This window comes from Pseudomonas sp. PvP100, from assembly GCF_017833055.1.
GTDB classification, from domain to species: Bacteria; Pseudomonadota; Gammaproteobacteria; order Pseudomonadales; family Pseudomonadaceae; genus Aquipseudomonas; species Aquipseudomonas syringae.
The window spans coordinates 4,606,766-4,629,124 of record NZ_JAFIBO010000001.1 but is presented as its reverse complement, the minus strand read 5'-3'; the positions used below and the strand labels follow the sequence as shown (position 1 = coordinate 4,629,124).

The 22,359-nt window shown below is 60.9% G+C and carries 22 protein-coding genes; 16 read left to right on the top strand and 6 right to left on the bottom strand.

Annotation, left to right across the window (positions count from 1 at the left end):
- Window positions 1-92 precede the first annotated feature (92 nt).
- Window positions 93-1,487 (bottom strand): argininosuccinate lyase, encoded by a 1,395-nt coding sequence (gene argH / locus JOE39_RS19950; RefSeq protein WP_003421581.1) that lies wholly within the window; start codon window positions 1,485-1,487, stop codon window positions 93-95.
- Window positions 1,488-1,620: 133 nt separating this feature from the next.
- Between argH and JOE39_RS19945 the strand changes: the two genes are divergently transcribed.
- From JOE39_RS19945 to JOE39_RS19910, 8 genes are all read left to right on the top strand, one after another.
- Window positions 1,621-2,703, top strand: coding sequence for a sensor histidine kinase (locus JOE39_RS19945; protein WP_024693521.1), 1,083 nt, complete (start codon window positions 1,621-1,623; stop codon window positions 2,701-2,703).
- On the top strand, window positions 2,700-3,446 hold the full coding sequence (locus JOE39_RS19940) for a LytTR family DNA-binding domain-containing protein (RefSeq protein ID WP_003421579.1): 747 nt from the start codon (window positions 2,700-2,702) through the stop codon (window positions 3,444-3,446). Before JOE39_RS19945 ends, JOE39_RS19940 begins: the two co-directional genes overlap by 4 nt.
- Before the next feature lie 231 nt (window positions 3,447-3,677).
- Window positions 3,678-4,619, top strand: a complete 942-nt coding sequence (hemC, locus tag JOE39_RS19935; protein WP_004403536.1) for a hydroxymethylbilane synthase — start codon at window positions 3,678-3,680, stop codon at window positions 4,617-4,619.
- Complete coding sequence (locus JOE39_RS19930) at window positions 4,616-5,389, top strand: uroporphyrinogen-III synthase (RefSeq protein ID WP_003421578.1); 774 nt, start codon at window positions 4,616-4,618, stop codon at window positions 5,387-5,389. Before hemC ends, JOE39_RS19930 begins: the two co-directional genes overlap by 4 nt.
- A 53-nt stretch (window positions 5,390-5,442) precedes the next feature.
- Window positions 5,443-6,564 (top strand): uroporphyrinogen-III C-methyltransferase, encoded by a 1,122-nt coding sequence (locus JOE39_RS19925; protein WP_032659634.1) that lies wholly within the window; start codon window positions 5,443-5,445, stop codon window positions 6,562-6,564.
- Window positions 6,561-7,805 carry a heme biosynthesis protein HemY gene (locus tag JOE39_RS19920; protein WP_004403524.1) on the top strand — a complete coding sequence of 415 codons (1,245 nt, stop codon included), beginning with the start codon at window positions 6,561-6,563 and terminating at the stop codon, window positions 7,803-7,805. Before JOE39_RS19925 ends, JOE39_RS19920 begins: the two co-directional genes overlap by 4 nt.
- Window positions 7,806-8,021: 216 nt before the next feature.
- Window positions 8,022-8,549 carry a disulfide bond formation protein B gene (locus JOE39_RS19915; protein ID WP_010423154.1) on the top strand — a complete coding sequence of 176 codons (528 nt, stop codon included), beginning with the start codon at window positions 8,022-8,024 and terminating at the stop codon, window positions 8,547-8,549.
- Window positions 8,550-8,723: 174 nt separating this feature from the next.
- Window positions 8,724-9,197, top strand: coding sequence for an Rsd/AlgQ family anti-sigma factor (locus tag JOE39_RS19910; protein WP_003340038.1), 474 nt, complete (start codon window positions 8,724-8,726; stop codon window positions 9,195-9,197).
- 78 nt (window positions 9,198-9,275) lie between these two features.
- Here the strand turns inward: JOE39_RS19910 and JOE39_RS19905 are convergent, their stop codons facing one another.
- The gene (locus JOE39_RS19905) at window positions 9,276-9,953 is read right to left on the bottom strand and encodes an FKBP-type peptidyl-prolyl cis-trans isomerase (protein WP_003340040.1); all 678 of its coding nucleotides are present in this window, start codon (window positions 9,951-9,953) and stop codon (window positions 9,276-9,278) included.
- Window positions 9,954-10,169: 216 nt separating this feature from the next.
- On the opposite strand from JOE39_RS19905, the gene JOE39_RS19900 reads away from it, so the two are divergent.
- The gene (locus JOE39_RS19900) at window positions 10,170-11,183 is read left to right on the top strand and encodes an AlgP family protein (protein WP_024665418.1); all 1,014 of its coding nucleotides are present in this window, start codon (window positions 10,170-10,172) and stop codon (window positions 11,181-11,183) included.
- Here the strand turns inward: JOE39_RS19900 and JOE39_RS19895 are convergent.
- Window positions 11,180-11,656, bottom strand: coding sequence for a TIGR02444 family protein (locus JOE39_RS19895; protein WP_010423130.1), 477 nt, complete (start codon window positions 11,654-11,656; stop codon window positions 11,180-11,182). The two genes, JOE39_RS19900 and JOE39_RS19895, sit on opposite strands and share 4 nt — an antisense overlap.
- 46 nt (window positions 11,657-11,702) lie before the next feature.
- On the opposite strand from JOE39_RS19895, the gene JOE39_RS19890 reads away from it, so the two are divergent.
- The 6 genes from JOE39_RS19890 to JOE39_RS19865 all read left to right on the top strand — a co-directional run bounded on the left by JOE39_RS19890 (window position 11,703) and on the right by JOE39_RS19865 (window position 17,973).
- The gene (locus JOE39_RS19890) at window positions 11,703-13,613 is read left to right on the top strand and encodes an ATP-binding cassette domain-containing protein (RefSeq protein WP_004403512.1); all 1,911 of its coding nucleotides are present in this window, start codon (window positions 11,703-11,705) and stop codon (window positions 13,611-13,613) included.
- Window positions 13,614-13,629: 16 nt separating this feature from the next.
- Entirely contained in the window at window positions 13,630-14,223 is a 594-nt protein-coding gene (locus tag JOE39_RS19885; protein WP_003421571.1) for a mechanosensitive ion channel family protein, read from the top strand.
- Window positions 14,224-14,463: 240 nt separating this feature from the next.
- Complete coding sequence (locus JOE39_RS19880; protein ID WP_003421569.1) at window positions 14,464-15,096, top strand: LysE family transporter; 633 nt, start codon at window positions 14,464-14,466, stop codon at window positions 15,094-15,096.
- 156 nt (window positions 15,097-15,252) lie between these two features.
- Complete coding sequence (locus JOE39_RS19875; protein WP_096113454.1) at window positions 15,253-17,151, top strand: FTR1 family protein; 1,899 nt, start codon at window positions 15,253-15,255, stop codon at window positions 17,149-17,151.
- 208 nt (window positions 17,152-17,359) lie between these two features.
- Window positions 17,360-17,587 carry a hypothetical protein gene (locus JOE39_RS19870; RefSeq protein ID WP_003437135.1) on the top strand — a complete coding sequence of 76 codons (228 nt, stop codon included), beginning with the start codon at window positions 17,360-17,362 and terminating at the stop codon, window positions 17,585-17,587.
- 173 nt (window positions 17,588-17,760) lie between these two features.
- On the top strand, window positions 17,761-17,973 hold the full coding sequence (locus JOE39_RS19865; protein WP_245227495.1) for a hypothetical protein: 213 nt from the start codon (window positions 17,761-17,763) through the stop codon (window positions 17,971-17,973).
- A gap of 44 nt (window positions 17,974-18,017) precedes the next feature.
- Here the strand turns inward: JOE39_RS19865 and JOE39_RS19860 are convergent, their stop codons facing one another.
- Both JOE39_RS19860 and prlC read right to left on the bottom strand, forming a co-directional pair.
- On the bottom strand, window positions 18,018-18,308 hold the full coding sequence (locus JOE39_RS19860) for a YheV family putative zinc ribbon protein (RefSeq protein WP_210078392.1): 291 nt from the start codon (window positions 18,306-18,308) through the stop codon (window positions 18,018-18,020).
- Complete coding sequence (gene prlC / locus JOE39_RS19855; RefSeq protein WP_161421553.1) at window positions 18,305-20,392, bottom strand: oligopeptidase A; 2,088 nt, start codon at window positions 20,390-20,392, stop codon at window positions 18,305-18,307. Before prlC ends, JOE39_RS19860 begins: the two co-directional genes overlap by 4 nt.
- Window positions 20,393-20,468: 76 nt before the next feature.
- Between prlC and JOE39_RS19850 the strand changes: the two genes are divergently transcribed.
- A complete protein-coding gene (locus JOE39_RS19850) occupies window positions 20,469-21,014 on the top strand; it encodes a gamma carbonic anhydrase family protein (protein WP_003401536.1) in 546 nt (181 codons plus the stop codon).
- A 171-nt stretch (window positions 21,015-21,185) separates the two neighbouring features.
- On the opposite strand, the gene JOE39_RS19845 is transcribed toward JOE39_RS19850, so the two are convergent.
- The gene (locus JOE39_RS19845) at window positions 21,186-22,241 is read right to left on the bottom strand and encodes an aminopeptidase (RefSeq protein ID WP_210078394.1); all 1,056 of its coding nucleotides are present in this window, start codon (window positions 22,239-22,241) and stop codon (window positions 21,186-21,188) included.
- Window positions 22,242-22,359: the final 118 nt, after the last annotated feature.

The window sequence follows — 22,359 nt, the reverse complement described above, 5'->3', positions numbered from 1 at the left end:
CAGCATTCCCACGCGGAGCATGGGAACGATGAAAACCTCGAGATTTCTATCGTGCCAATGCTCCGCGTCATCAGGGGCTGTACGGGGTATGTTCAGCGACCGGCCAGCAGTTCCTGGCCGCGAACCACGGCAGCGCGGACCTGTTCGGGGGCGGTGCCGCCGATGTGGTTACGGGCATTCACCGAGCCTTCCAGGGTCAGCACGGCGAAGACGTCCTGTTCGATCTGGTTGCTGAACTGACGCAGCTCTTCCAGGCTCATCTCTGCCAGGTCCTTGCCGGTTTCCACACCGTATTTCACTGCGTGACCGACGATTTCGTGGCAGTCACGGAACGGCAGACCACGACGGACCAGGTAGTCGGCCAGATCGGTGGCGGTCGAGAAACCGCGCAGCGCCGCTTCACGCATCATTGCGTGCTTGGGCTTGATCGCAGGAATCATGTCGGCGAACGCACGCAACGAATCACGCAGGGTGTCCGCGGCGTCGAACAGCGGTTCCTTGTCTTCCTGGTTGTCCTTGTTGTACGCCAGCGGCTGGCCTTTCATCAGGGTCAGCAGGCCCATCAAGGCACCGAACACACGGCCGCTCTTGCCGCGAACCAGCTCAGGGACATCGGGGTTTTTCTTTTGCGGCATGATCGAGCTGCCGGTGCAGAAGCGGTCCGGCAGGTCGATGAACTGGAACTGCGCACTGGTCCACAGCACCAGCTCTTCCGAAAAGCGCGACAGGTGCATCATGGCGATGGACGCAGCCGAGCAGAATTCGATGGCGAAGTCGCGATCCGATACGCCGTCCAGCGAGTTGCCGCCCACCACGTCGAAGCCCAGCAGTGTGCAGGTCAGCTCGCGGTCGATCGGGTAGGTGGTGCCCGCCAGCGCCGCACTGCCCAACGGCATGCGGTTGAGACGCTTGCGGCAGTCGACCAGACGCTCGTAGTCGCGGCTGAGCATTTCGAACCAGGCCAGCATATGGTGACCGAATGTTACCGGCTGGGCCGTCTGCAAGTGGGTAAAACCGGGCATGATGGTTTCAGCTTCACGCTCGGCCTGGCCCAGCAGGCCTTGCTGCAGACGGGTGATTTCGCTGAGGATCAGGTCGATTTCGTCGCGCAGCCACAGACGGATATCGGTGGCGACCTGATCGTTGCGGCTGCGACCGGTGTGCAGCTTCTTGCCGGTGATACCGATTCGGTCGGTCAGGCGTGCTTCAATGTTCATGTGCACGTCTTCCAGATCGACGCGCCAGTCGAACTGGCCAGCCTCGATCTCGGCCTGGATGGTGTTCAGGCCGTCAACAATAGTATCGCGCTCGGCGTCGGTCAGTACGCCCACCTTGGCCAGCATTGTGGCGTGGGCGATGGAGCCCATGATGTCGTGGCGATACAGGCGTTGATCGAAGGTGACGGAGGCGGTGAAACGCGCGACAAACGCGTCGACGGGTTCACTGAAGCGGCCGCCCCAGGACTGGTTGGTCTTGTCGGTGCTCATGGATTCGCTCGTTGCTGACTGAAAGTGACGTGCCCGATACCTGGCACAAGAACGAACGCGATGATAACAGGGTTGATGCATTTTTATCCCCGGACAGCTTGCCGCTGACAAGGCCAGGGCAGAGACTGGAGCCATGCGAATCGAACCTGTGAAACACGATGCCCGGCCCGCGCCCGGCAAAGACTTTTTCCTCCCTGAACTGTGCCTGCCGCAGGCATTGCTGGTGCTCGTCGTGCTGGCGGAGCTGCTGGTACTGGTTCTGGTGCTGGTAGAACCGATGCGCAGCGGCTTCGACTGGGTACGCCTGGCGTTGATGTCGCTGTTTGTGCAATGGATCGTGCTACTGTCCGCAGCGCTGCTGTGCGGGTTGCGGCCTTGGCTGGCGCGATTGACGCCGGGCCTGGCGGGCATGCTCAGCTGCCTTTTGGTGGTCGGCCTGACGCTGTTGTGCACAGCCGTTACCGATGTCTGTCAGCTTACCGGGCGAATTTCGGTCAGTGGCATGGTCGAGCGTTATCTGCGCTACTCGACGATCGCCCTGATCATGTCGGCCCTGATGCTGCGCTACTTCTATCTGCAGAGTCAGTGGCGCAAGCAGCAACAGGGCGAACTGCGCGCCAGGATCGAATCGCTGCAGGCGCGCATCCGCCCGCATTTCCTCTTCAACACACTCAACAGTATCGCCAGTCTGGTGGCCAGCGACCCGGTCAAGGCCGAGCAGGCGGTGCTGGATCTTTCGGACCTGTTTCGCGCCAGTCTGGCCAAGCCGGGCAGCCTGGTGACATGGGGTGAGGAGCTGGCATTGGCAAAACGATATTTATCGATTGAGCAATATCGTCTTGGCGAGCGTCTACAGTTGGACTGGAGGGTGAGTGCAATTCCCGATGACTTGCCAATCCCCCAGCTAACCTTGCAGCCATTACTTGAAAACGCTTTGATTTATGGCATTGCTCCGCGGGTTGAAGGGGGCGTTGTAACAGTCGAAGCGAACTATGAAGGGGGAGAGTTCATATTGAGCGTCAGCAATCCCTATGAAGAAGTTGCCAATCGGCAGACTTCCAACGGTACTCAGCAAGCTCTGACGAATATAGGCGCACGAATTGCGGCACTTTTTGGCCCGCATGCCAGTCTGAGCGTGGAGCGCCGTGACGGTCGTCACTACACCTGTCTACGCTATCCTTGTGCGAGACTCACGCAGGAAGCCAGAGCTATATGAATGTCCTGATCGTTGATGACGAACCCCTGGCCCGCGAGCGATTGAGCCGCATGGTCAATGAAATCGAGGGTTATCGAGTACTGGAACCCAGCGCTTCCAATGGCGAAGAAGCCTTGGCGCTGATCGAAACCCACAAACCGGACGTAGTGCTGCTCGATATCCGCATGCCGGGTCTCGATGGCCTGCAGGTCGCAGCGCGACTGTGCGAGCGCGAAGCACCGCCTGCAGTGGTCTTTTGCACCGCCCATGATGAGTTCGCCCTGGAAGCTTTCCAGGTCAGTGCGGTCGGCTATCTGGTCAAGCCAGTGCGTCCCGAGCACCTTATCGATGCGTTGAAAAAGGCCGAGCGGCCAAACCGTGTGCAACTGGCGGCGTTGACCCGCCCGGCTGCCGAAAGCGGATCAGGGCCACGCAGCCACATCAGCGCGCGTACCCGCAAAGGCATCGAGCTGATTCCCCTGGATCAGGTGATCTACTTTATCGCCGATCACAAGTACGTGACCTTGCGTCACGAGGGCGGCGAAGTGCTGCTGGACGAACCGCTCAAGGCGCTGGAAGACGAGTTCGGCGACCGTTTCGTGCGCATTCACCGCAATGCGCTGGTGGCCCGCGAGCGAATAGAACGGTTGCAGCGCACCCCGCTGGGGCATTTCCAGCTGTTCCTCAGAGGGCTCAATGGCGATGCACTGATCGTCAGCCGCCGCCACGTCGCCGGAGTCCGCAAAATGATGCAGCAGCTCTAGCGCTTGGCCGCTCTGGAGCCTCTGCGCCCAGGCCGATACATGGAACGGGGAGAATCCCGGATCCATGTGTTTTTCGGCTGGCCTGCGGGCCGCCTTCCCCATGCGCCCCTCAGGCACTGCCGTTTGATTGATCGGCTTGGTGTCTGAAGCAAGTTCCAATCGGCGCCGAAGCCGCCCCGACCGAGATTGAGCTGTTATTATCCGTCGCATTCACTCAGTACGGATTGTTCAATGTCCTCTCGCGAAATCCGCATCGCCACTCGCAAAAGCGCGCTGGCACTCTGGCAGGCCGAATACGTCAAGGCTCGCCTGGAACAGGCCCACCCCGGCCTGATCGTGACGCTGGTGCCCATGGTCAGCCGTGGCGACAAACTGCTCGACTCCCCGCTGTCGAAAATCGGTGGCAAAGGTCTGTTCGTCAAGGAACTGGAAACCGCGCTTCTAGAGAACAACGCCGACATCGCCGTGCACTCGATGAAAGACGTGCCAATGGACTTTCCACAAGGCCTGGGCCTGTTCTGCATCTGCGAGCGTGAAGATCCGCGCGATGCATTCGTCTCCAACACCTTTGCCAGCCTGGATCAGTTGCCGGCGGGCAGCATTGTCGGCACCTCCAGCCTGCGCCGTCAGGCCCAATTGCTGGCGCGCCGACCCGATCTGCAGATCCGTTTCCTGCGCGGCAACGTCAATACCCGTCTGGCCAAACTGGATGCCGGTGAGTACGACGCCATCATCCTCGCTGCCGCTGGCCTGATCCGCCTGGGTTTCGAAGACCGTATCACCTCGGCGATCAGCGTCGATGACAGCCTGCCAGCCGGCGGCCAGGGCGCGGTGGGTATCGAATGCCGCAGCGTCGACGCCGAAATTCATGCGCTGCTTGCCCCTCTGCATCACGAAGACACCGCCGTGCGCGTGATTGCCGAGCGCTCACTGAACAAGCACCTCAACGGTGGCTGTCAGGTGCCGATCGCTTGCTACGCCGTGCTGGAAGGCGATGACGTCTGGTTGCGCGGCCTGGTAGGCGATCCATCCGGCAGCGTGTTGCTGCACGCGGATGCCCGGGCACCTCAGACATCCGCCCAGGCGTTGGGTGTGCAGGTGGCCGAAGCGCTGCTGGAGCAGGGCGCCGCCGACATCCTGAAAGCGGTCTACGGCGAGGCCAATAACGAATGAGTGGCTGGCGTCTGCTGCTGACCCGCCCGGCCGAAGAGTCGACAGCGCTGGCCAGGGTGCTGGCCGAGGACGGTATCTTCAGCAGCAGTCTGCCCCTGCTTGAAACCGAGCCGTTGCCCTTGACGCCTGCACAGCGTTCGATCATTTTCGAGCTGCTCAATTATTGTGCAGTGATCGTGGTCAGCAAACCTGCCGCGCGACTGGCCATCGAGCTGATCGACGAAGTATGGCCGCAGCCGCCCTTGCAACCCTGGTTCAGTGTGGGTTCAGCAACCGGGCAGATACTGCTCGATTACGGGCTCGATGCGAGCTGGCCGGAGCAGGGCGACGACAGCGAAGCCTTGCTTGAACTGCCGCGCCTCAAACAGGCGATTGCCGTACCGGGAAGCCGTGTGTTGATCATGCGCGGTGACGAGGGGCGCGAACTGTTGGCCGAGCAACTGCGCGGGCTGGGGGTGGGCGTTGATTACCTGCCGCTGTATCGTCGCTACCTGCCGCAGCATGCGCCCGGCGCCCTTGCGCAACGTGTCGCGGTGGAACGCTTGAACGGGCTGGTGGTCAGCAGTGGGCAGGGTTTTGAACATTTGCTTCAGTTGGCGGGGGATTCATGGCCGGACCTGGCCGATCTACCGCTGTTTGTACCGAGCCCCCGGGTTGCCAGCATTGCGCGGGCAGCCGGAGCAAGGACCGTTATTGATTGTCGTGGCGCCAGCGCCGCGGCATTGCTGGCAGCGTTGCGGGAACAACCTCAGCCTGCCGTCAAGGCGTAATGATCGACACCTGTCGTTTACGCTATTACGCCAAAATGCAAAGGATGGGATACGTGAGCGAAACAGCCTTGCCTAAAGACGAAGAATCGGTGTTGAAAACGCCTGCATCCAAGCCTGAGCCAGTCCGCACCGAGCGCACCGGCAGCCGCAACAGTGGCCTGGTGTTCCTGGCCTTGCTGCTGGCAATTGCCGGTATCGCCGTCGCCGGCTGGGGAGTCTGGCAACTGCGCATGTTACAGGCCGGGCATCAGCAACAGCGCGGGCAGGTCGAGGACATCGCGGAACAGACCCTGGTGCTGGCGCAGAATGACCAGCAACTGAGCGCACGCATCGCACAATTCCCGCCCGCCAATCAGCTGGAAGACAGCCGACGTCTGGTCGCGCAACTGCAAGGCGATCAGCAGCGCCTCAGCCAGCGACTCGAAACCGTGCTGGGGGCGAGCCGCAAGGACTGGCGTCTGGCCGAGGCCGAGCATCTGCTGCGTCTGGCCAGCCTGCGCCTTTCAGCGCTGCAGGACATCAACAGTGCGCAAGCGCTGGTTCAGGGAGCCGACGAAATTCTGCGTGAGCAGGACGATCCAGGCTCATTCGCTGCCCGCGAGCAACTGGCCAAGAGCCTTGCCGCCCTGCGCAGCGTCGAGCAGCCGGACCGCACGGGGCTGTTTCTACAACTGGCGGCATTGCGTGAGCAGGCTGTGCAGCTCAACAAGCTGGCTCCCGAATACGAAGACAAAGGCGAGTCGCTTATGGGGCTGACCGCCGACAAGACCGAAACCAGCCGGTGGACGCAGTGGTGGGACGAGATCTCCCATTACTTCCGCATCGACTTCAACGCCGACAAGGACATCCGCCCGGTACTCGCCGGCCAGAGCCTTTCGCAGGTACGCCTGGCCCTGAGCCTGGCGTTGGAGCAGGCGCAGTGGGCAGCGCTTAACGGCGAGCCCGAGGTTTATTCCAAGGCCATCACCGAAGCGCAAAGCGTTCTGAAAGCCAACTTCGATCAGGACGACCCACAGGGCAAGGCACTCGGCCAGGGGCTTGATGCTGTCGCCAGCCAGCCGGTATCGGTGAAGACACCGGATCTGGCACCGACCCTGAGCGCCGTGCAGGCCTACCTTGAACGCCGTCACGCTGCCGGCCAGCCAGCCGAGGCGCAACAGGGGACCAGCCGATGAAGCGCTTCTATGTGCTGTTATTCATCGCGATCGCCGCTGCGGCGCTGATCGGGGTCGCCGTCGCCGAGCATTCCGGCTATGTCCTGATCGCCTATCAGAACTTCCGCTATGAATCGAGCCTGTGGGCGACCCTGGCGCTGCTGGTCGTTGCGCTGCTGGTGATCGCGCTGCTGAGGCTGCTGATCAGCCTGCTGACGACCTCAGGCCGCGTGGTCAACCCATGGTCGCGTCGCAACCGCCGTCGTCGCGTGCAAATAGCCATCGAGCAAGGCCAGATGGACCTTGCCGAGGGCCGCTGGTCCAGCGCCCAACGTCATCTGCAACGCGCGGCCGAAGCCGATACTCATCCGCTGCTCTACTACATCGGTGCCGCACGTGCTGCCAACGAGCAGGGCCGCTACGAAGACTGCGACGCCTTGCTGGAACGCGCGCTCGAGCGTCAGCCACAAGCCGAGTTGGCGATCGCCCTGAATCACGCTCAACTGCAGCAAGACCGTGGTGACACCGACGGTGCGCTGACCACACTGCTGGCCATGAAAGAGCGTCATCCGCATAACCCACAGGTGCTTCGTCAGCTGCAACGCCTGCATCAGCAACGTGGTGACTGGTCCGATGTTGTCCGTCTGATGCCGGAACTGCGCAAGGACAAGGTCCTGCCCCCCAAGGAACTGGCCGAGCTGGAACGCCGCGCCTGGGGCGAGAACCTGAGCCTGGCGGCGTACAGTGAAGGCATCGAAGGCGCACCGACCGGTCTGCCTTCACTGGAAAGCGCCTGGCAAGGGCTGGGGTCTGCGCAACGTCAGGAGCCTCAACTGGTGCTGGCGTATGCCGATCAATTGCGCCGTCTAGGTGCCGAAGCCCAGGCTGAAGAGGTGCTTCGTAGCGCCCTCAAGCGCGAGTACAACAGCCATCTGGCGCGTCTGTACGGGCTGGTTCGCGGCACCGATCCGTTGAAGCAGCTGCAAGCGGCGGAAGGCTGGCTCAAGCACCATCCTGCTGATCCAAGCCTGTTGCTGAGCCTGGGACGTATCTGTCTGCAAGGCCGCTTGTGGGGCAAGGCGCGGGATTATCTGGAGAGCAGTCTGCGTATGGAACGCAATCCCGAAACCTGTGCCGAGCTGGCTCGTCTACTGGGCCAGCTGGGCGAGACGGATCGCAGCAATCAGCTGTTTCAGGAAGGCCTGGGCCTACTCGACGAGCGCCTCCTGTCGCGCCCCTTGCCGGTGCTGACCAAGGCGTGAATCCAGCGGAGAGTCCTCGGTGAGGGCTCTCCGTGCTGCCTCGCCAACCCGTCAAATTCAACGCGTGAGAATCGTCCTACATACATGTGTAAAAGAACCACGCGGCGGTGTGTTCTTTTTCCTCGGTAAACAGCGACGCATCCGTACGCCGCCACCTTGAATGCGCCGCCCCCTTTCCTCTACCGTAATCGTCTCGTCCTTTGTTACGGATTTGCCATGTATCTGGCTCGCACACGCTTTCTGTTTTTCCTGGCATCGCTGGCCTGTGCATCAATCATTGGCGTCGCCTTTTACCTGCAGCAAGCTGTCGGTCTCGACCCTTGCGCGCTGTGCATAGTGCAACGGGCTGCATTCATCGTCTGTGGCGTACTTGCGCTCTGCGCTGCCTGCCACGCCCCTGGCCCGGCAGGCACGCGGCGCTACAGCCTGGCGCTTCTGCTGGTCGCTCTGGCCGGGCTTGCCACAGCAGGCACACAGGTGTGGTTGCAGACCGCCTCGGCCGATCAATTGATACCTGTTATTACCAGACTGGAGCACGTATTGAGCCTGCTCTCCCTGGACATGTGCATCGACCGGCTGCGAAGCGACGCGCTATTTTGCGCCGAAATCACCTGGACACTGTTCGGTATCAGCCTGCCGGAGTGGAGTCTGCTGGGTTTTACGGGTCTGGCGCTGTTGCCGCTGTATCCCCTTTTCAGCGAATTCAGCCACTGGCTGGCGACCAGAGATCGGGGCAGCTATTAAACGCTTGTATGAACTTTATCTCCTGCGTACCTTGATGGCCTTGTCGAGCGGGCATAATCTGGGCCGCACGCGTCACTGGAAATATGCTGTCCTGACGCATTTATCAGGCTTGGTCCCGGCTAATCACCCGGACCTGCACAGGACTGCATGCCCCTGAAGGGAAGAGAGAAGACCATGCTGGAAAGTTGTCAGAATGCTCAGGAACGCTGGGGCGGAGTGAACAAGCTGATCGATCGCTGGCTTCAAAGCCGTCTCGAACTGGTCGAAGCCTATGACGCGCTGGGCGACACGCCCGAAGCGCTGGCAGCCGACCTCGAGGGCCTGCAGAACTTCTGCGGGATTCTTGTGGATTACGTCTCTGCCGGGCACTTTGAAGTTTACGAACAACTGGGTGATGAAGCCCGGGCGTTCAATGACGAGCGTGGGCTCGAACTGGCAGACACGATCTATCCACGTCTGGACGTCATCACCAAGTTTGCCCTGACGTTCAATGATCGCTGCGAAAAGGGCGACTGCTCGGATGCGGCGGTGGTAGCCCGGGAATTCAATCAGCTGGGGCAACTGCTGCACGAGCGTTTCGAGCTGGAAGACTGCCTGATTGAAGTGCTGCACAACTCGCACAAGGAAGAGATCGCCGCTCAGGCGTGACCGTGCCGGTGACTGCGCTACACGCCAAGGGTGCTTATCGCACCCTTTCGCATGTCTGAACGCCGGTTTTACGCCCGCTTACTGTGAAACCGCAACCAGCTCGATTTCAAATACCAGCGGTGTAAACGGATCAATCAGATCACCAGCGCCCTCGGCGCCATAGGCTTGATCCGAAGGGATCACCAGCCGCCACTTCGCGCCGGTCGGCATGTTCTGCAAGGCGCTGGTCCAGCCGCTGATCACGCTGTCGAGCCGGAACCACTGGGGCTGGGTGCTCTGATCGAAGATCGTGCCGTCCGGCAAACGACCGACATAACGCACTTCAACCCGGCCATCGGCACTGGGCTTGGGACCGGTACCCGGGGTCAGCTCGGTCATGAGAATGCCGTCAGCCATCACCTTCACACCCGGTTTGGCCTTCTCGCTGTCCATGAACGTGCGCTCGGCCTTGAGGGCCGCCTCGGTCGGCGCATCCGTACCGGCAGTCTCGGCCTGGGCGATAGCGGCGTCATGCTCGCGCAGAATCTGGTCGATGCGGTCCTGCTTGAGCGCCAGCGGCTTGCCCTGGTAAGCCTGCTGCAAGCCTTCTACCAACGCCTTGAGGTCCAGATCAGGGACTTCCTGATGCAACCGCTCGCCAAGGCTTGCACCCAGGCTGTAGGCGAGATCATGGCCGTCACTGGACGCCGGTGGCGCCTCGGCGGCCTGAGCCAGGGGAAGCAAGAGGAACAACGACGTTAACAGGTAGCGCGACATTAATGCTCTCCGGCCTGGGAAGGCAGCGATTATGCCTGCGCCAGCGCGAGTAGTGACGAGTCTTGTGACGTGAATTTCACAATGCCTTTGCATCGTGTCGAGCAATCATTTCTCTCAGTATGCAACAGGGACCCATGGATGCTGTCAAGATGCCCTAGCGGCGATGCGCGCAGAAGCCTAGTATGAGCCGCAATTTCGTCACCCAGGAGGTAAGTCATGTCGGCCAAAAAGAAGCCAGTAAATACTCCGTTGCATTTGCTCCAACAATTATCGGGCAGCTTGCTTGAACATCTGGAAGACGCCTGTTCCCAAGCCTTGGCTGATGCCGAGAAACTGCTCGCCAAGCTTGAGAAACAACGCGGCAAGGCGCAGGAAAAACTGCACAACTCCCGCATCAAGCTGCAGGACGCTGCCACTGCCGGAAAATCCAAGGCGCAGGCCAAGGCCAAAGGTGCCGTGTCCGAGCTGGAAGAGTTGCTGGACGCTCTCAAGGATCGTCAGACTGAAACCCGCACTTACATCCTGCACCTCAAGCGTGATGCACAGGAAAGCCTGAAACTGGCCCAGGGTATTGGCCGCGTGAAAGAGGCGGTTGGCAAGATCCTGACCACTCGCGACGCCAAACCTGTCGCGCCTAAAGCCGCCGCCAAGGCACCTGTTGCCAAGACACCCGCTGCCAAAGCTCCCGCAAAAACCGCAGCCAAAGCGCCGGTTAAAGCGGCCGCAGCCAAGCCAGTCGCCAAAGCCGCAGCCAAGCCTTCCGCAGTTGCCAAGCCAGCTGTCAAAACCGCTGCTGCCAAGGCCCCGGTAAAAGCCGCTGCCAAACCGGCCGCCCGCACGACTGCAGCAGCCAAGCCTGTCGCAGCCAGGACCACTGCCGCCAAACCGGCTGCGGCCAAGCCTGCTGCCACCAAGGCGCCGGCTGCCAAGCCCACCGCCAGCAGCGCTGCCAAACCAGCAGCAAAAGCGGCGGCCGCCAAACCTGCGGCGAAAGCGCCTGTGAAAGCGCCCGTCAAGGCACCGGCCAAAGCACCTGCCAAGGCACCTGTGAAAGCAGCGGCCAAGCCTGTCGCCAAACCTGCGGTCAAGCCAGCAGCGAAGCCAGCCGCCGCCAAACCGGCCACGCCAGCACCTGCTGCTGCAGCCAAGCCGACAACGCCTGCACCTGCTGCGCCAGCCGCCGCACCGGCAACACCTGCCAATGGCGCAACGCCAACCAGCGCTTCCTAAGTCTGGTCGACGGCAAGTCCAACCGCGATGCGCAGCACATGCAGCGCATCGCGGTTTTTTTCTGCGTCCCCTTCGGCAAGCTCGAGCAGCCACTCCTCTGCATTCCTCGCCTCACCTGCCGGCCAATCCCCGGTCAGTGCCTCAAGCTTCATCATCAGACCCTGCTCGGCCTCCAGTTCCAGCGCCTTGACCTTCATCCGTAATGGGGTCAGCGACGCATCTTCAAGCGCCGCATTACGCCATTGGTTACGCAAATCCCGCAGCGGACGCACCACATCGTCATGCCAGGGTGTCGCCAACTGCTTTATTTGCGTCACTCGCTGAGCGTCACACGCCACGTCGCGCGTGCCCAGCCACACCCCGCAAAGCACCATGCACACGTTGGCCCCGTTGGCTTGCAGCGTCAGACAAGCCTGTTCCACACCCGGCCGGGCGTAGAAATCGAGGGTGAAACTCCAGAGCGCTGAAGGCATAGTGATCCACCTGTTCAGGACGAAGCTGGTAGACTCCGCCGCCATTATGATTCGACTTCAAAGCCTTACCTTACAGCGTGGTCCGCAACGTCTGCTAGAAGACGCCGAGCTGACTCTGCACGCCGGCCATAAAGCCGGTCTGATCGGTGCCAATGGCGCCGGTAAATCCAGCCTGTTTGCCCTGTTGCGTGGAGAGCTGACGCCGGATGCCGGCGACTGCCTGCTGCCCGCCGACTGGCGTATCGCGCACATGCGCCAGGAGGTCGACACACTCGAACGCCTGGCCGTGGATTACGTGCTCGATGGCGACGAGCGCCTGCGAGAAGTACAGAGCTCGCTGGCCGAGGCCGAAGCCGCGCAGGACGGCGCCGCTCAGGCACGTCTGCATTCGGAGCTCGACAGCGCCGACGGTTACACCGCCGACGCACGCGCTCGCAAGCTGCTGGCCGGGCTGGGCTTCACCAACGAGCAGATGGAGCGTCAGGTCGGCAGTTTCTCCGGTGGCTGGCGTATGCGCCTGAACCTGGCGCAGGCATTGATGTGCCCCTCGGACCTGCTGCTGCTCGACGAACCGACCAACCACTTGGACCTCGACGCCATTCTGTGGCTTGAAGACTGGCTCAAGAGTTACCCCGGCACCTTGCTGCTGATTTCCCACGACCGGGATTTTCTGGATGCCGTGGTCGATCACATCGCCCATGTCGAGCAGCGCAAGATCACCTTGTACCGCGGCGGCTACAGCGCCTTCGAGCGGGCTCGTGCCGAACGTCTGGCCCAGCAGCAACAGGCCTACGAGAAGCAGCAGGTGCAACGTGCGCACATGGAAAAATACATTGCGCGCTTCAAGGCTCAGGCCACCAAGGCCCGTCAGGCACAAAGCCGGATCAAGGCGCTGGAGCGCATGGAAGAGCTGTCCGCAGCGCATGTCGACTCACCGTTCAACTTCGTCTTCCGTGAGTCCGACAAGATATCCAGCCCTCTGCTGGACCTGTCCGACGCGCGTCTGGGTTATGGCGACAAGACCATCCTCGAGAAGGTCAAGCTGCAACTCACGCCGGGCGCACGCATCGGCCTGCTGGGTCCGAACGGCGCAGGCAAGTCGACGCTGATCAAAAACCTCGCCGGCGAGCTTGAGCCGCAAAGCGGTCGGCTGGTGCGTGGCGAAAACCTCACCGTGGGCTACTTTGCCCAGCATCAGCTCGACTCACTGGACGCCAAGGCGACGCCGTTGCTGCACTTGCAGCGCCTGGCACCAACTGAGCGTGAACAGACGCTGCGCGATTTTCTTGGCGGTTTCGACTTCCGTGGCGCGCGTCTGGATGAGCCGGTGCTGAATTTCTCCGGTGGCGAGAAAGCCCGTCTGGCGCTGGCGCTGATCGCCTGGGAAAAGCCCAACCTGTTGCTGCTCGACGAACCGACCAACCACCTCGACCTGGAAATGCGCCTGGCGCTGACCATGGCCTTGCAGGAGTTCGGTGGCGCGGTACTGGTGGTGTCTCACGATCGGCACTTGCTCAAGAGCACGACCGATGACTTCCTGCTGGTGGCCGACGGCCGCGTGCAGGAGTTCGACGGCGATCTGGATGACTACACGCGCTGGCTGGCTGATTACCGGCTGCGCAACGCGCCGGTCAGCAACACGCCCGTCAACGCCGACAAGACCGACAAGAAAGCCCAGCGTCAGCAGGCAGCGGCCTTGCGTCAGCAACTGGCGCCGCACAAACGCGAAGCCGACAAGCTGGAGCGTGATCTCGGACTGGTGAATGAAAAGCTCGCCAAGGTCGAAGAAGCACTGGCCGACAGCACCAACTACGAGGCGGCCAACAAGGACAAGCTGCGCGATCTGCTGGCCGAACAGGCCAAGCTGAAAGTGCGTGAATCCGAGCTGGAAGACGCCTGGATGCACGCTTTGGAACTGCTGGAGTCAATGCAGGCCGAACTGGAAGCATTGTCGTGAGCGAGGCAGGCAAGTGATGGACATGTTGGGCTTGCCAGTATCCGCTTACTGGCTTGAACCGCTGCTGGTGGGTGCGCAGATTTTGCTGATCCTGTTGGCCGGTTACGTACTGCAACGCATCGTCGGTGGTTTTCTGACCGGTCTGGGCGAGCGTTATCCGTTGCCGCCAGAATTGCTGGTGCCGGTTCGCGGCGGCTTGCGCTGGTTCATCATGGGCAGCGCCTTTGTCCTCGTCCTGGGCCGACTCGGGGTGTCGGCCACGGTGCTGTGGACGGCACTGTCGGGCTTCGTCGCCGTTGCGGCAGTGGCGTTCTTCGCCATGTGGAGCGTGCTGTCGAACCTGCTCTGCGCCATTCTGATCTTCACCATCGGCCCGTTCCGTATCGGTGACATGGTCGAGCTGGTCGATACGCTGGACAAGCCGGGCGTGAAGGGCAGGGTGGTTGCCATCAACCTGATGTTCACCACGCTGATCGAGACCCCGGAAGCCGGTGGCGCATTGGTTCAGGTGCCCAACAGCCAGTTTTTCCAGAAGTCGGTGCGACGCTGGCGCGGCAGCGATCTGTTTCCGCAGATGGTGGTTGCAAAGCAGCCGGATGAGCAGGATTAGGGTCTGTACGAAAAGTGGCTGCGCTCGGTGATGCTGCGTTAAAAACAGGCTCGGATGCGAGTCCAATCGGAATGCTCATTTACAACACGTAGAGTCGAACGCGACCCCGGCCGTTCCTAGCCTGTTTTTGCCTTGCCTGACCTTCGCTCGCCGACTTTTCGTAAAGACCCTAGAAATCGTTAGCCTTGCAAAGCATTAAGCACTAATTTATTGCGCATTCGACTTTGCTTGAGGTGCACGATGGCGCTTGAAACGTGGCTGGGCTTTTTTGCGGCCTGCTGGATTATCAGTCTGTCTCCTGGCGCGGGCGCCATCGCTTCGATGTCCTGCGGCCTGCAATACGGCTTCTGGCGTGGCTACTGGAATGCCCTGGGCTTGCAGATTGCGTTGGTGGCACAGATCGCCATTGTCGCGGCAGGTCTGGGTGCAGTGCTGGCGGCCTCCGATATGGCGTTCACGCTGATCAAGTGGTTCGGCGTCGCGTATCTGGTCTATCTCGGCATCAAGCAATGGCGCGCCCTGCCAGCCGACCTCGCCGATGAATCCGCCGTGCGCCCGGTAGGCAAACCGATGACACTGGTATTGCGTGGTTTTCTGGTGAATATCAGCAACCCCAAGGCGCTGATCTTCATTCTGGCGATCCTGCCACAGTTCATCGACACGGCCGCTCCGCTGCTCATCCAGTACGCGATCATCGCGGCGACCATGGTGGTGGTTGATCTGATCGTGATGGCGGGCTACACCGGGCTGGCCTCCAAAGTGCTGCGCCTGCTCAAGACGCCTCGCCAGCAACGTCGCATGAATCGCACCTTCGCCAGCCTGTTCGTGGGCGCGGCAGGTTTCCTCGCGACGTTGCATCGCGGTACGGCCTGAAACGTGTCGGTCTCGAGCCCTGAGCAGACACCCGCTTTGCTCAGGGCGACTGAAGGCTGAACGTAAGATTCAGTAACAAAAATGGACCTCGACTATTGAGTAGTGCCGTTGCGGCGTTAACAATGCAACGCTTCGCATTCCCGTCGAGATTCTGCAATGCCCGTCCATTCTCGTTTTCTTGCCTGGTTACTGTTGCCGCTCCTGGCGTTGGGCAGTTGCATTGCGCTGGCTGACCCGGTCGAGGGCGCAGCCCAGGCGCTGCATCTGCTCGATTACCTGGGGGCCGATTATCCGGCGACCGTGGCGGACGGCAAGGTTGTGGACACCGTCAAATATCAGCAACAGGTCGATAACCTGGCTGCGTTGCAGGGCCTGGTCATTGCCTTGCCACAGCGCGCCGAGCGTGAGGCTCTGGAGCAGGCGGTAACCCAGTTGAAAAGCGCTGTGGCGGGTCGGCAGGACGCTGTGCAGGTCAGTCGTCAGGCACGGCAGTTAAGTGCGAAGCTCGCGCTTGCCTATGAGGTCAGTCAGGCCCCGGCCATTACGCCGGACCCCGCCCGTGGCGCGCCCCTGTACGCTCAGCATTGTTCGGTGTGCCATGGCGACAGCGGTGCAGGTGATGGACCGGCAGGCATCGGCCTGGAACCGCCCCCCTCGAACCTGCGGGATACCGCGCGGCTGGATCGCCTGAGTCTTTACGATCTGTACAACGCGACCGGGCTGGGGATTGCCGGCACCGATATGCCCGCGTTCGCCGACCAGCTGGACGATCGCCAGCGCTGGGACATCGCGACCTATATCGCCAGCTTCAGCGCACAACCTGTCGCCCAGCCAGCCAAGACCTTCAACCTCGCCGATCTGGCTCGCCAGACGCCGGCCGAAGTCCAGGCTGCCGAAGGTCCGGACGCTACCGCCACCTTCCGGGCCCAACGCGCTCAGCCACCTCAGGTGCAGCGCGGCCCGGCGCAACTGCTGGATTACACCAGTGTAACGCTGGACAAGAGCCTGGCAGCCTACAAGGCTGGTGATCGCGAGCAGGCCTATGATTTGTCGGTCGCGGCATATCTGGAGGGTTTCGAGCTGGTCGAAAGCTCGCTGGATAACGTCGACGCCAATGTGCGCAAAGATACTGAAAAGAGCCTGATGGCTTACCGGCAGTCCTTGCAGGACAGCATGCCGCTACCTCAGGTTGCGCAGAAGCTGGAAGCAGCCAAAGGCAAGCTCAAGGAATCAGCGGACCTGTTGGGCAGCGATGGCCTGAGCCTGTCGCTGAGCTATATTTCGGGCCTGCTGATCCTGCTGCGTGAAGGGCTGGAAGCGATTCTGGTACTGGCGGCGATTCTGGCGTTTCTGCGCAACACCGGCCAGCAGTCTGCCGTACGCAGCGTCAACATCGGCTGGGGCCTGGCGCTGCTGGCCGGGCTGGCCACCTGGGCGCTCGCGGCGTATGTCATCGACGTCAGCGGCGCGCAACGTGAATTGCTGGAAGGTGCCACCGCGCTGTTCGCCAGTGTGATGGTGCTTTGGCTCGGGGTGTGGATGCACGATCGTCGTCACGCTGCTGCGTGGCAGGACTACGTCAAAAGCAGCCTGGTCGGCGGCGGCGGTCGTTTCGGCTTCGCGCTGCTGGCATTCTTCTCGGTCTACCGCGAACTGTTCGAAGTCATCCTGTTCTACGAAACCCTGTGGCTGCAGGCAGGCCCTGCCGGGCACGATGCCGTGCTGGCGGGCGGTGCCACGGCGCTGGTGCTGCTCGTGGGCCTGGCGTGGGTCATCCTGCGCGGTTCGGCGAAGCTGCCGCTGTCGCTGTTCTTCGGCATCAATGCTGCGCTGCTCTGCGCACTGTCCGTGGTGTTTGCCGGTCACGGCGTCAAGGCGCTGCAGGAGGCGGGCATATTCGGCACACGGCCGGTGCCGTTCTTCGAGTTCGACTGGCTGGGCATTCACGCCGACCTGTACTCGCTCGGCGCACAGGCGATCGCCCTGATTGCCATTGCAGTGCTGTACGGCAGAAGTCGTCTGGCCGAGAAGCGCAGGCTGCAGACGGCAGACTGACGTTTGCCTGCCAGGGACAAGTGGTGCTCACCGCTTGTCCCTGCTTCCCCCGCAGCGTTGTTGCGATTCTGCGTCTTGACTTCCCGCCCTGTACAAAAAACCACCTGTTACTTCTGCCAGTAGACGCCCTTTTTCTTCAGGCCTAGTGTAGCGAAACGCCAACTCGGCTATCGGGTACTGGCGCATTTACCTGACAACGGGGTGGGTGATGGCCAAGTATGAAATTCGGTTGTGGGCTGAAGACATTGAGGAACATGACCATCCTGAAATAGCCATTGAATTTTACGAAAACGATGACCTGCAGGAACACGCCTGGGTCAGGCTGCACCCGCGGGGAAAACACAAGATTCGCGGCGAACTGGGCAGGGATGAGGAAGTGCTGACGGTTCTGGCGCTGGCCTTCAGGAAGAAGGTGGCTGAGTTGGCCGATTGGTGACGCCTGGTAATAAAACCTGATTTACGCAGGTGCCGGAAAGGTATGCAGTACTGGCATCTCAATCAATAAAAGAGGATTGAGAACATGGCTAATTATGAAATCAGGTTGTCCATGGAAGATTTTGAAGGCGACGGTGTTCCGAAAAACTGGTGCAACACTGGAACGGAGACAAGATGGATGGCATGGCTTATGTAACAGCGTCCGATAAAGATAAAGGTTTCGACACAGTAAAAAGTGGAGCCGACATCAACGAAGACGGTGTCACCAATACCCAGGACATCACTGCAATACTTGCCTTGGCCCAAGCCTATGCGGTCATGAATCTTTCCATAAAGCCGAAAGAAGAAAAAACCAACGATACGGGTACAGAAGAGCCAGTTAACTAATAGTGTGAGAGGGGGCGTTTACCGCCCCCCATACATAATTGACTCTAGTCGCTCAAATCAACCGGCTTCTTCAACTTCGGATTCGGGAAGAATTGCACACCCTGAACCTTGGGATCCGCCGGTTTGACCACCGCCTTGTTGACCCGCGTACCCAACTCCTTCGGTATCGAAATACCCTGCTCGTTGAGCGTATCGCTGTAGCCGCAACTCACGCACTCGCGATGCGGCACGTCGTTTTCGTTCCACATCATCAGTTTGTCAGGCTCGCTGCACGCCGGGCACACCGCCCCGGCGATAAAGCGTTTCTTGGTAATGACTACCGGTGTATCGGTCATGCTGCCGCGTCCTCACTCAAGCCACTGTGACGCAACAATGCGTCAATCGACGGCTCGCGTCCGCGGAAGTCGACGAACAGCACCATCGGTGCCTGCGAACCGCCACGCGCCAGAATGGCTTCGCGGAAGGCGCGTCCGGTTTCAGCGTTGAGCACGCCATCTTCCTCGAATTTCGAGAACGCATCGGCGGACAGCACTTCAGCCCACTTGTAGCTGTAATAACCGGCTGCGTAACCGCCTGCGAAGATGTGCGCGAAGCTGTTCGGGAAGCGGTTGTAGGCAGGCGGACGCATCACCGAGACTTCATCACGAACGCCTTCCAGAACCTCAAGCACGCTGCGGCCGTCACCGTGAGTGGCGTGCAGCTCGAAATCGAACATCGAGAACTCCAGCTGACGCACCATCATCAGGCCGGACTGAAAGTTCTTGGCAGCGAGCATCTTCTCCAGCAGATCCTGCGGCAGTGGCTCGCCGGTTTCGTAATGACCGGAGATCAGCGCCAGGCCTTCGGGCTCCCAGCACCAGTTTTCCATGAACTGGCTCGGCAGCTCGACGGCGTCCCAGGCCACGCCATTGATACCGGATACCCCGGCATGCTCGACGCGGGTCAGCAGGTGATGCAGGCCGTGACCGAATTCGTGGAACAGCGTGGTCACTTCGTCGTGCGTCAGCAGCGCAGGCTTGCCGGCAACAGCAGGCGTGAAGTTGCACACCAGATTGGCCACCGGGCTTTGCAACGTGCCTTGCGCCGTACGGCGACGGTCACGCGCGCCGTCCATCCAGGCACCACCACGCTTGTTGGCGCGGGCGTACAGATCGAAGAAGAAGCGCCCGACGTGCTGGCCGTTTTCCTTGATCTCGAACAGACGAACATCCGGGTGCCAGGTGTCGAAGCCTTTCTGCTCGGCAATCTCGATGCCGTACAGGCGCTGAACGATGGTGAACAGACCGCCGAGCACCTTATCGACAGGGAAGTAGGCACGCAGGATTTCCTGGGAAACGCTGTATCGCTGCTCGCGCAGCTTCTCGCCGTAGAAACCGCTGTCCCAGCTTTGCAGATCCGGGCAGCCCTGTTCGGCGGCATAAGCCTTGAGCTGCTCCAGATCCTGGGCAGCAAACGGCTTGCTGCGCTTGGCCAGGTCACGCAGGAAGCTCAGCACCTGATCGCTGGACTCGGCCATCTTGGTCGCCAGGCTCAGTTCAGCGTAGTTGGCATAGCCGAGCAATTGCGCGAGTTCCTGACGCAGGTCGAGGATCTGCTCCATGACCGGCGTGTTGTCGTTCTTGCCCGCGTTCGGGCCTTGATCCGACGCGCGGGTGGCGTACGCCGCATAGACTTCTTCGCGCAGTGCGCGGTCTTCGGCGTAGGTCATCACCGCGTAGTAGCTCGGGAATTCCAGCGTGATCAGATAGCCTTCCAGATCCTTGGCCTTGGCGGCGGCGGCCATCTGCTGTTTGGCAGAATCGGTCAGGCCGGCGAGGGCGGACTCATCGGCGACCAGCTTGGTCCAGGCCTGAGTGGCATCGAGCAGTTGGTTGGAAAACTGGCTGCCCAGCTCTGACAGTTTGCTCTGCACTTCGGCGTAACGCTTCTGCTGCTCTGGCGGCAGATCGATACCGGACAGGCGGAAGTCACGCAGTGACTGCTCCAGAATGGTCTTCTGGCCAACGTCGAAACCGGCGGCTTCCGGGCCATTGGCCAGAGCTTCATAGGCCTGGAACAGTGCGCGGTTCTGGCCCATCTCGGTGGAGTAGGCGCTCAAGGCCGGCAGGCACGATTCATACGCTTCGCGCAGCTCGGCGCTGTTGCACACGGCATTGAGGTGGCTGACGGGGCTCCAGGCAGCGCCCAGGCGGTCGTTCAGCTCGTCCATGGTCAGCACCAGCCCGGCCCAGGTCGGTGTCGAACCCTGTTTGGCGAGGATGTCGGCAATCGCGGCACGGTTATCCGCCAGGATCTGTTCGATAGCAGGTTTGACATGCTCGGCACGAATCGCCGAAAAGGGTGGCAGGTCGTACGATTGCAGAAGAGGGTTGTTCGCGCTCACGGTTTTGCACCTTGCCTTGAAGAAACACTCAGCCATCTTAATTACAATCGACGCCGACCGCAGCAACCAAACCCGCTCTACACGCCTATCACTGCCAAAGAAGGAGCCTATCGTGGCCATTCGCAAGTTTCAGGAGCACACCCCAGCCCTCGGCGAACGGGCCTTTGTCGATCATTCAGCGGTGGTTATCGGTGACGTCGAAATCGGCGCCGACAGCTCCGTCTGGCCGCTGACCGTGGTACGCGGCGACATGCACCGCATCCGCATCGGCGCCCGCACCAGCGTGCAGGACGGCAGCGTGCTGCACATCACCCACGCCGGCCCCTTCAACCCGGACGGTTTTCCACTGCTGATCGGCGATGAAGTGACCATCGGCCACAAGGCCATGCTGCACGGCTGCACAATCGGCAACCGCATTCTGGTCGGCATGGGCACCACCATCATGGATGGCGCGGTTGTCGAAGACGAGGTGATCATCGGCGCAGGCAGCCTGGTGCCGCCGGGCAAAGTGCTGGAAAGCGGCTTTTTGTACGTCGGTCGCCCGGTCAAACAGGTGCGCGCACTCACCGAAAAGGAAATCGCCTTTTTCCCGTACAGCGCGACTAATTACGTGAAGCTCAAGGATCAGCACCTGGCTGAGGGGTTTGATAAGGGTTGAGGCCCGCTATTAATACTGCGCTCTGCACTCAGTCGGCCTTCAATTCTGGCCGAAGGCCGTAGGCGCGAGCCGGGGCGACGCTTCGCTTGTTCGCGAAGACCGCGGTTCAAACGCCCTTTGTGTGGGCGCTGTACCGACCTCTTCGCGAGCAAGCTCGCTCCCACAGGAGCTTCAAGGCATCAACGCCCGCAGCGCCGCCTTGCGCGCCTCGACCGGCATCGCGCCCAACTTCTCCACAGCGTGATAAAACGCCTGCCAGTCGCCATTCACCTGCCTGAACAACGTCTCGAACGCTGGCACCCATTGATCGTAAAGACCAAAAGGCAGCAGTTTGGCGTTGTTCATCGGGCTGTTGATCCAGGCATCGAAACGCTTGTCGCCAGCCCACTGCTCATCCCGCAACGTGCGGTAATCACGACGCATCCGCTCGAATGCTTCAGCCTTGCGCGCGCGCATCACTTCGGCCGACAGGGGTTGACGATAAAGCGCCTTGAGTCGCTCCCGGGTGTCGAGCACCAACCGGGTAAACTGATCACGCCGCGCCGACTGCGAAACACTCTCCGGCGGTAATCCCCGCGCCGCACGCCATTGCCGCGTACCTTCCTGCTCGACGAAACTGGCGTAGGACTCGTTGAACTCGGTGTCGTCCTTCACATAAAAACGCTGATGCGCCAACTCATGAAAAATCAGCGTGGCCAGACGCTCGTCACCCCAGCCCATCATCGAACTGAGAATCGGATCATTGAACCAACCCAGCGTCGAATAGGCTTCCACGCCACTCAAATACACATCCTTGCCCGCCTGGCGCTGCAACGCCGCCTCACCACGCGCCCCGCCAGGGCTGTAATAACCGCGATACGCGACACACCCTGCAATCGGAAAACAATGCGTGACCGGCTCCAGCGAGAACTCATCCGTCGCGAACACATTCCACACCACATAAGGGCGGCCCAGGTCCGCATACAGGCGGTAACTCTTGTTGTCCGGCAGATGCAAATGCTCACTGGCAAACGTGCGCGCCAACTGCGACCGGGCCAGATGCTCGCGCAAACCCGCATCCCGAGTCGGGTCAGCCACGATCTTCTCTACCGGCTCGCGTGCCTGCAGCAACCGCCACTGCCCTTGAGCCAACTGGCCGTAATAGGAAACGCTGGAGCAGCCGGCAAGCAGCGTGACGGCCGTCAGCGCTAGCAGGTGTCGATGGCGTGGTAGAGGGTGTGTGGCCATAAAGGGAAGGACTTTGGTGGCTTGGGTACGGTGATGTTATGCAGGAGGGGAGTGGGGATGTGCAACTGTTACGAGGATTGAAGGGTATGGAGACTCAAACCACGGACGAGCTGGAACG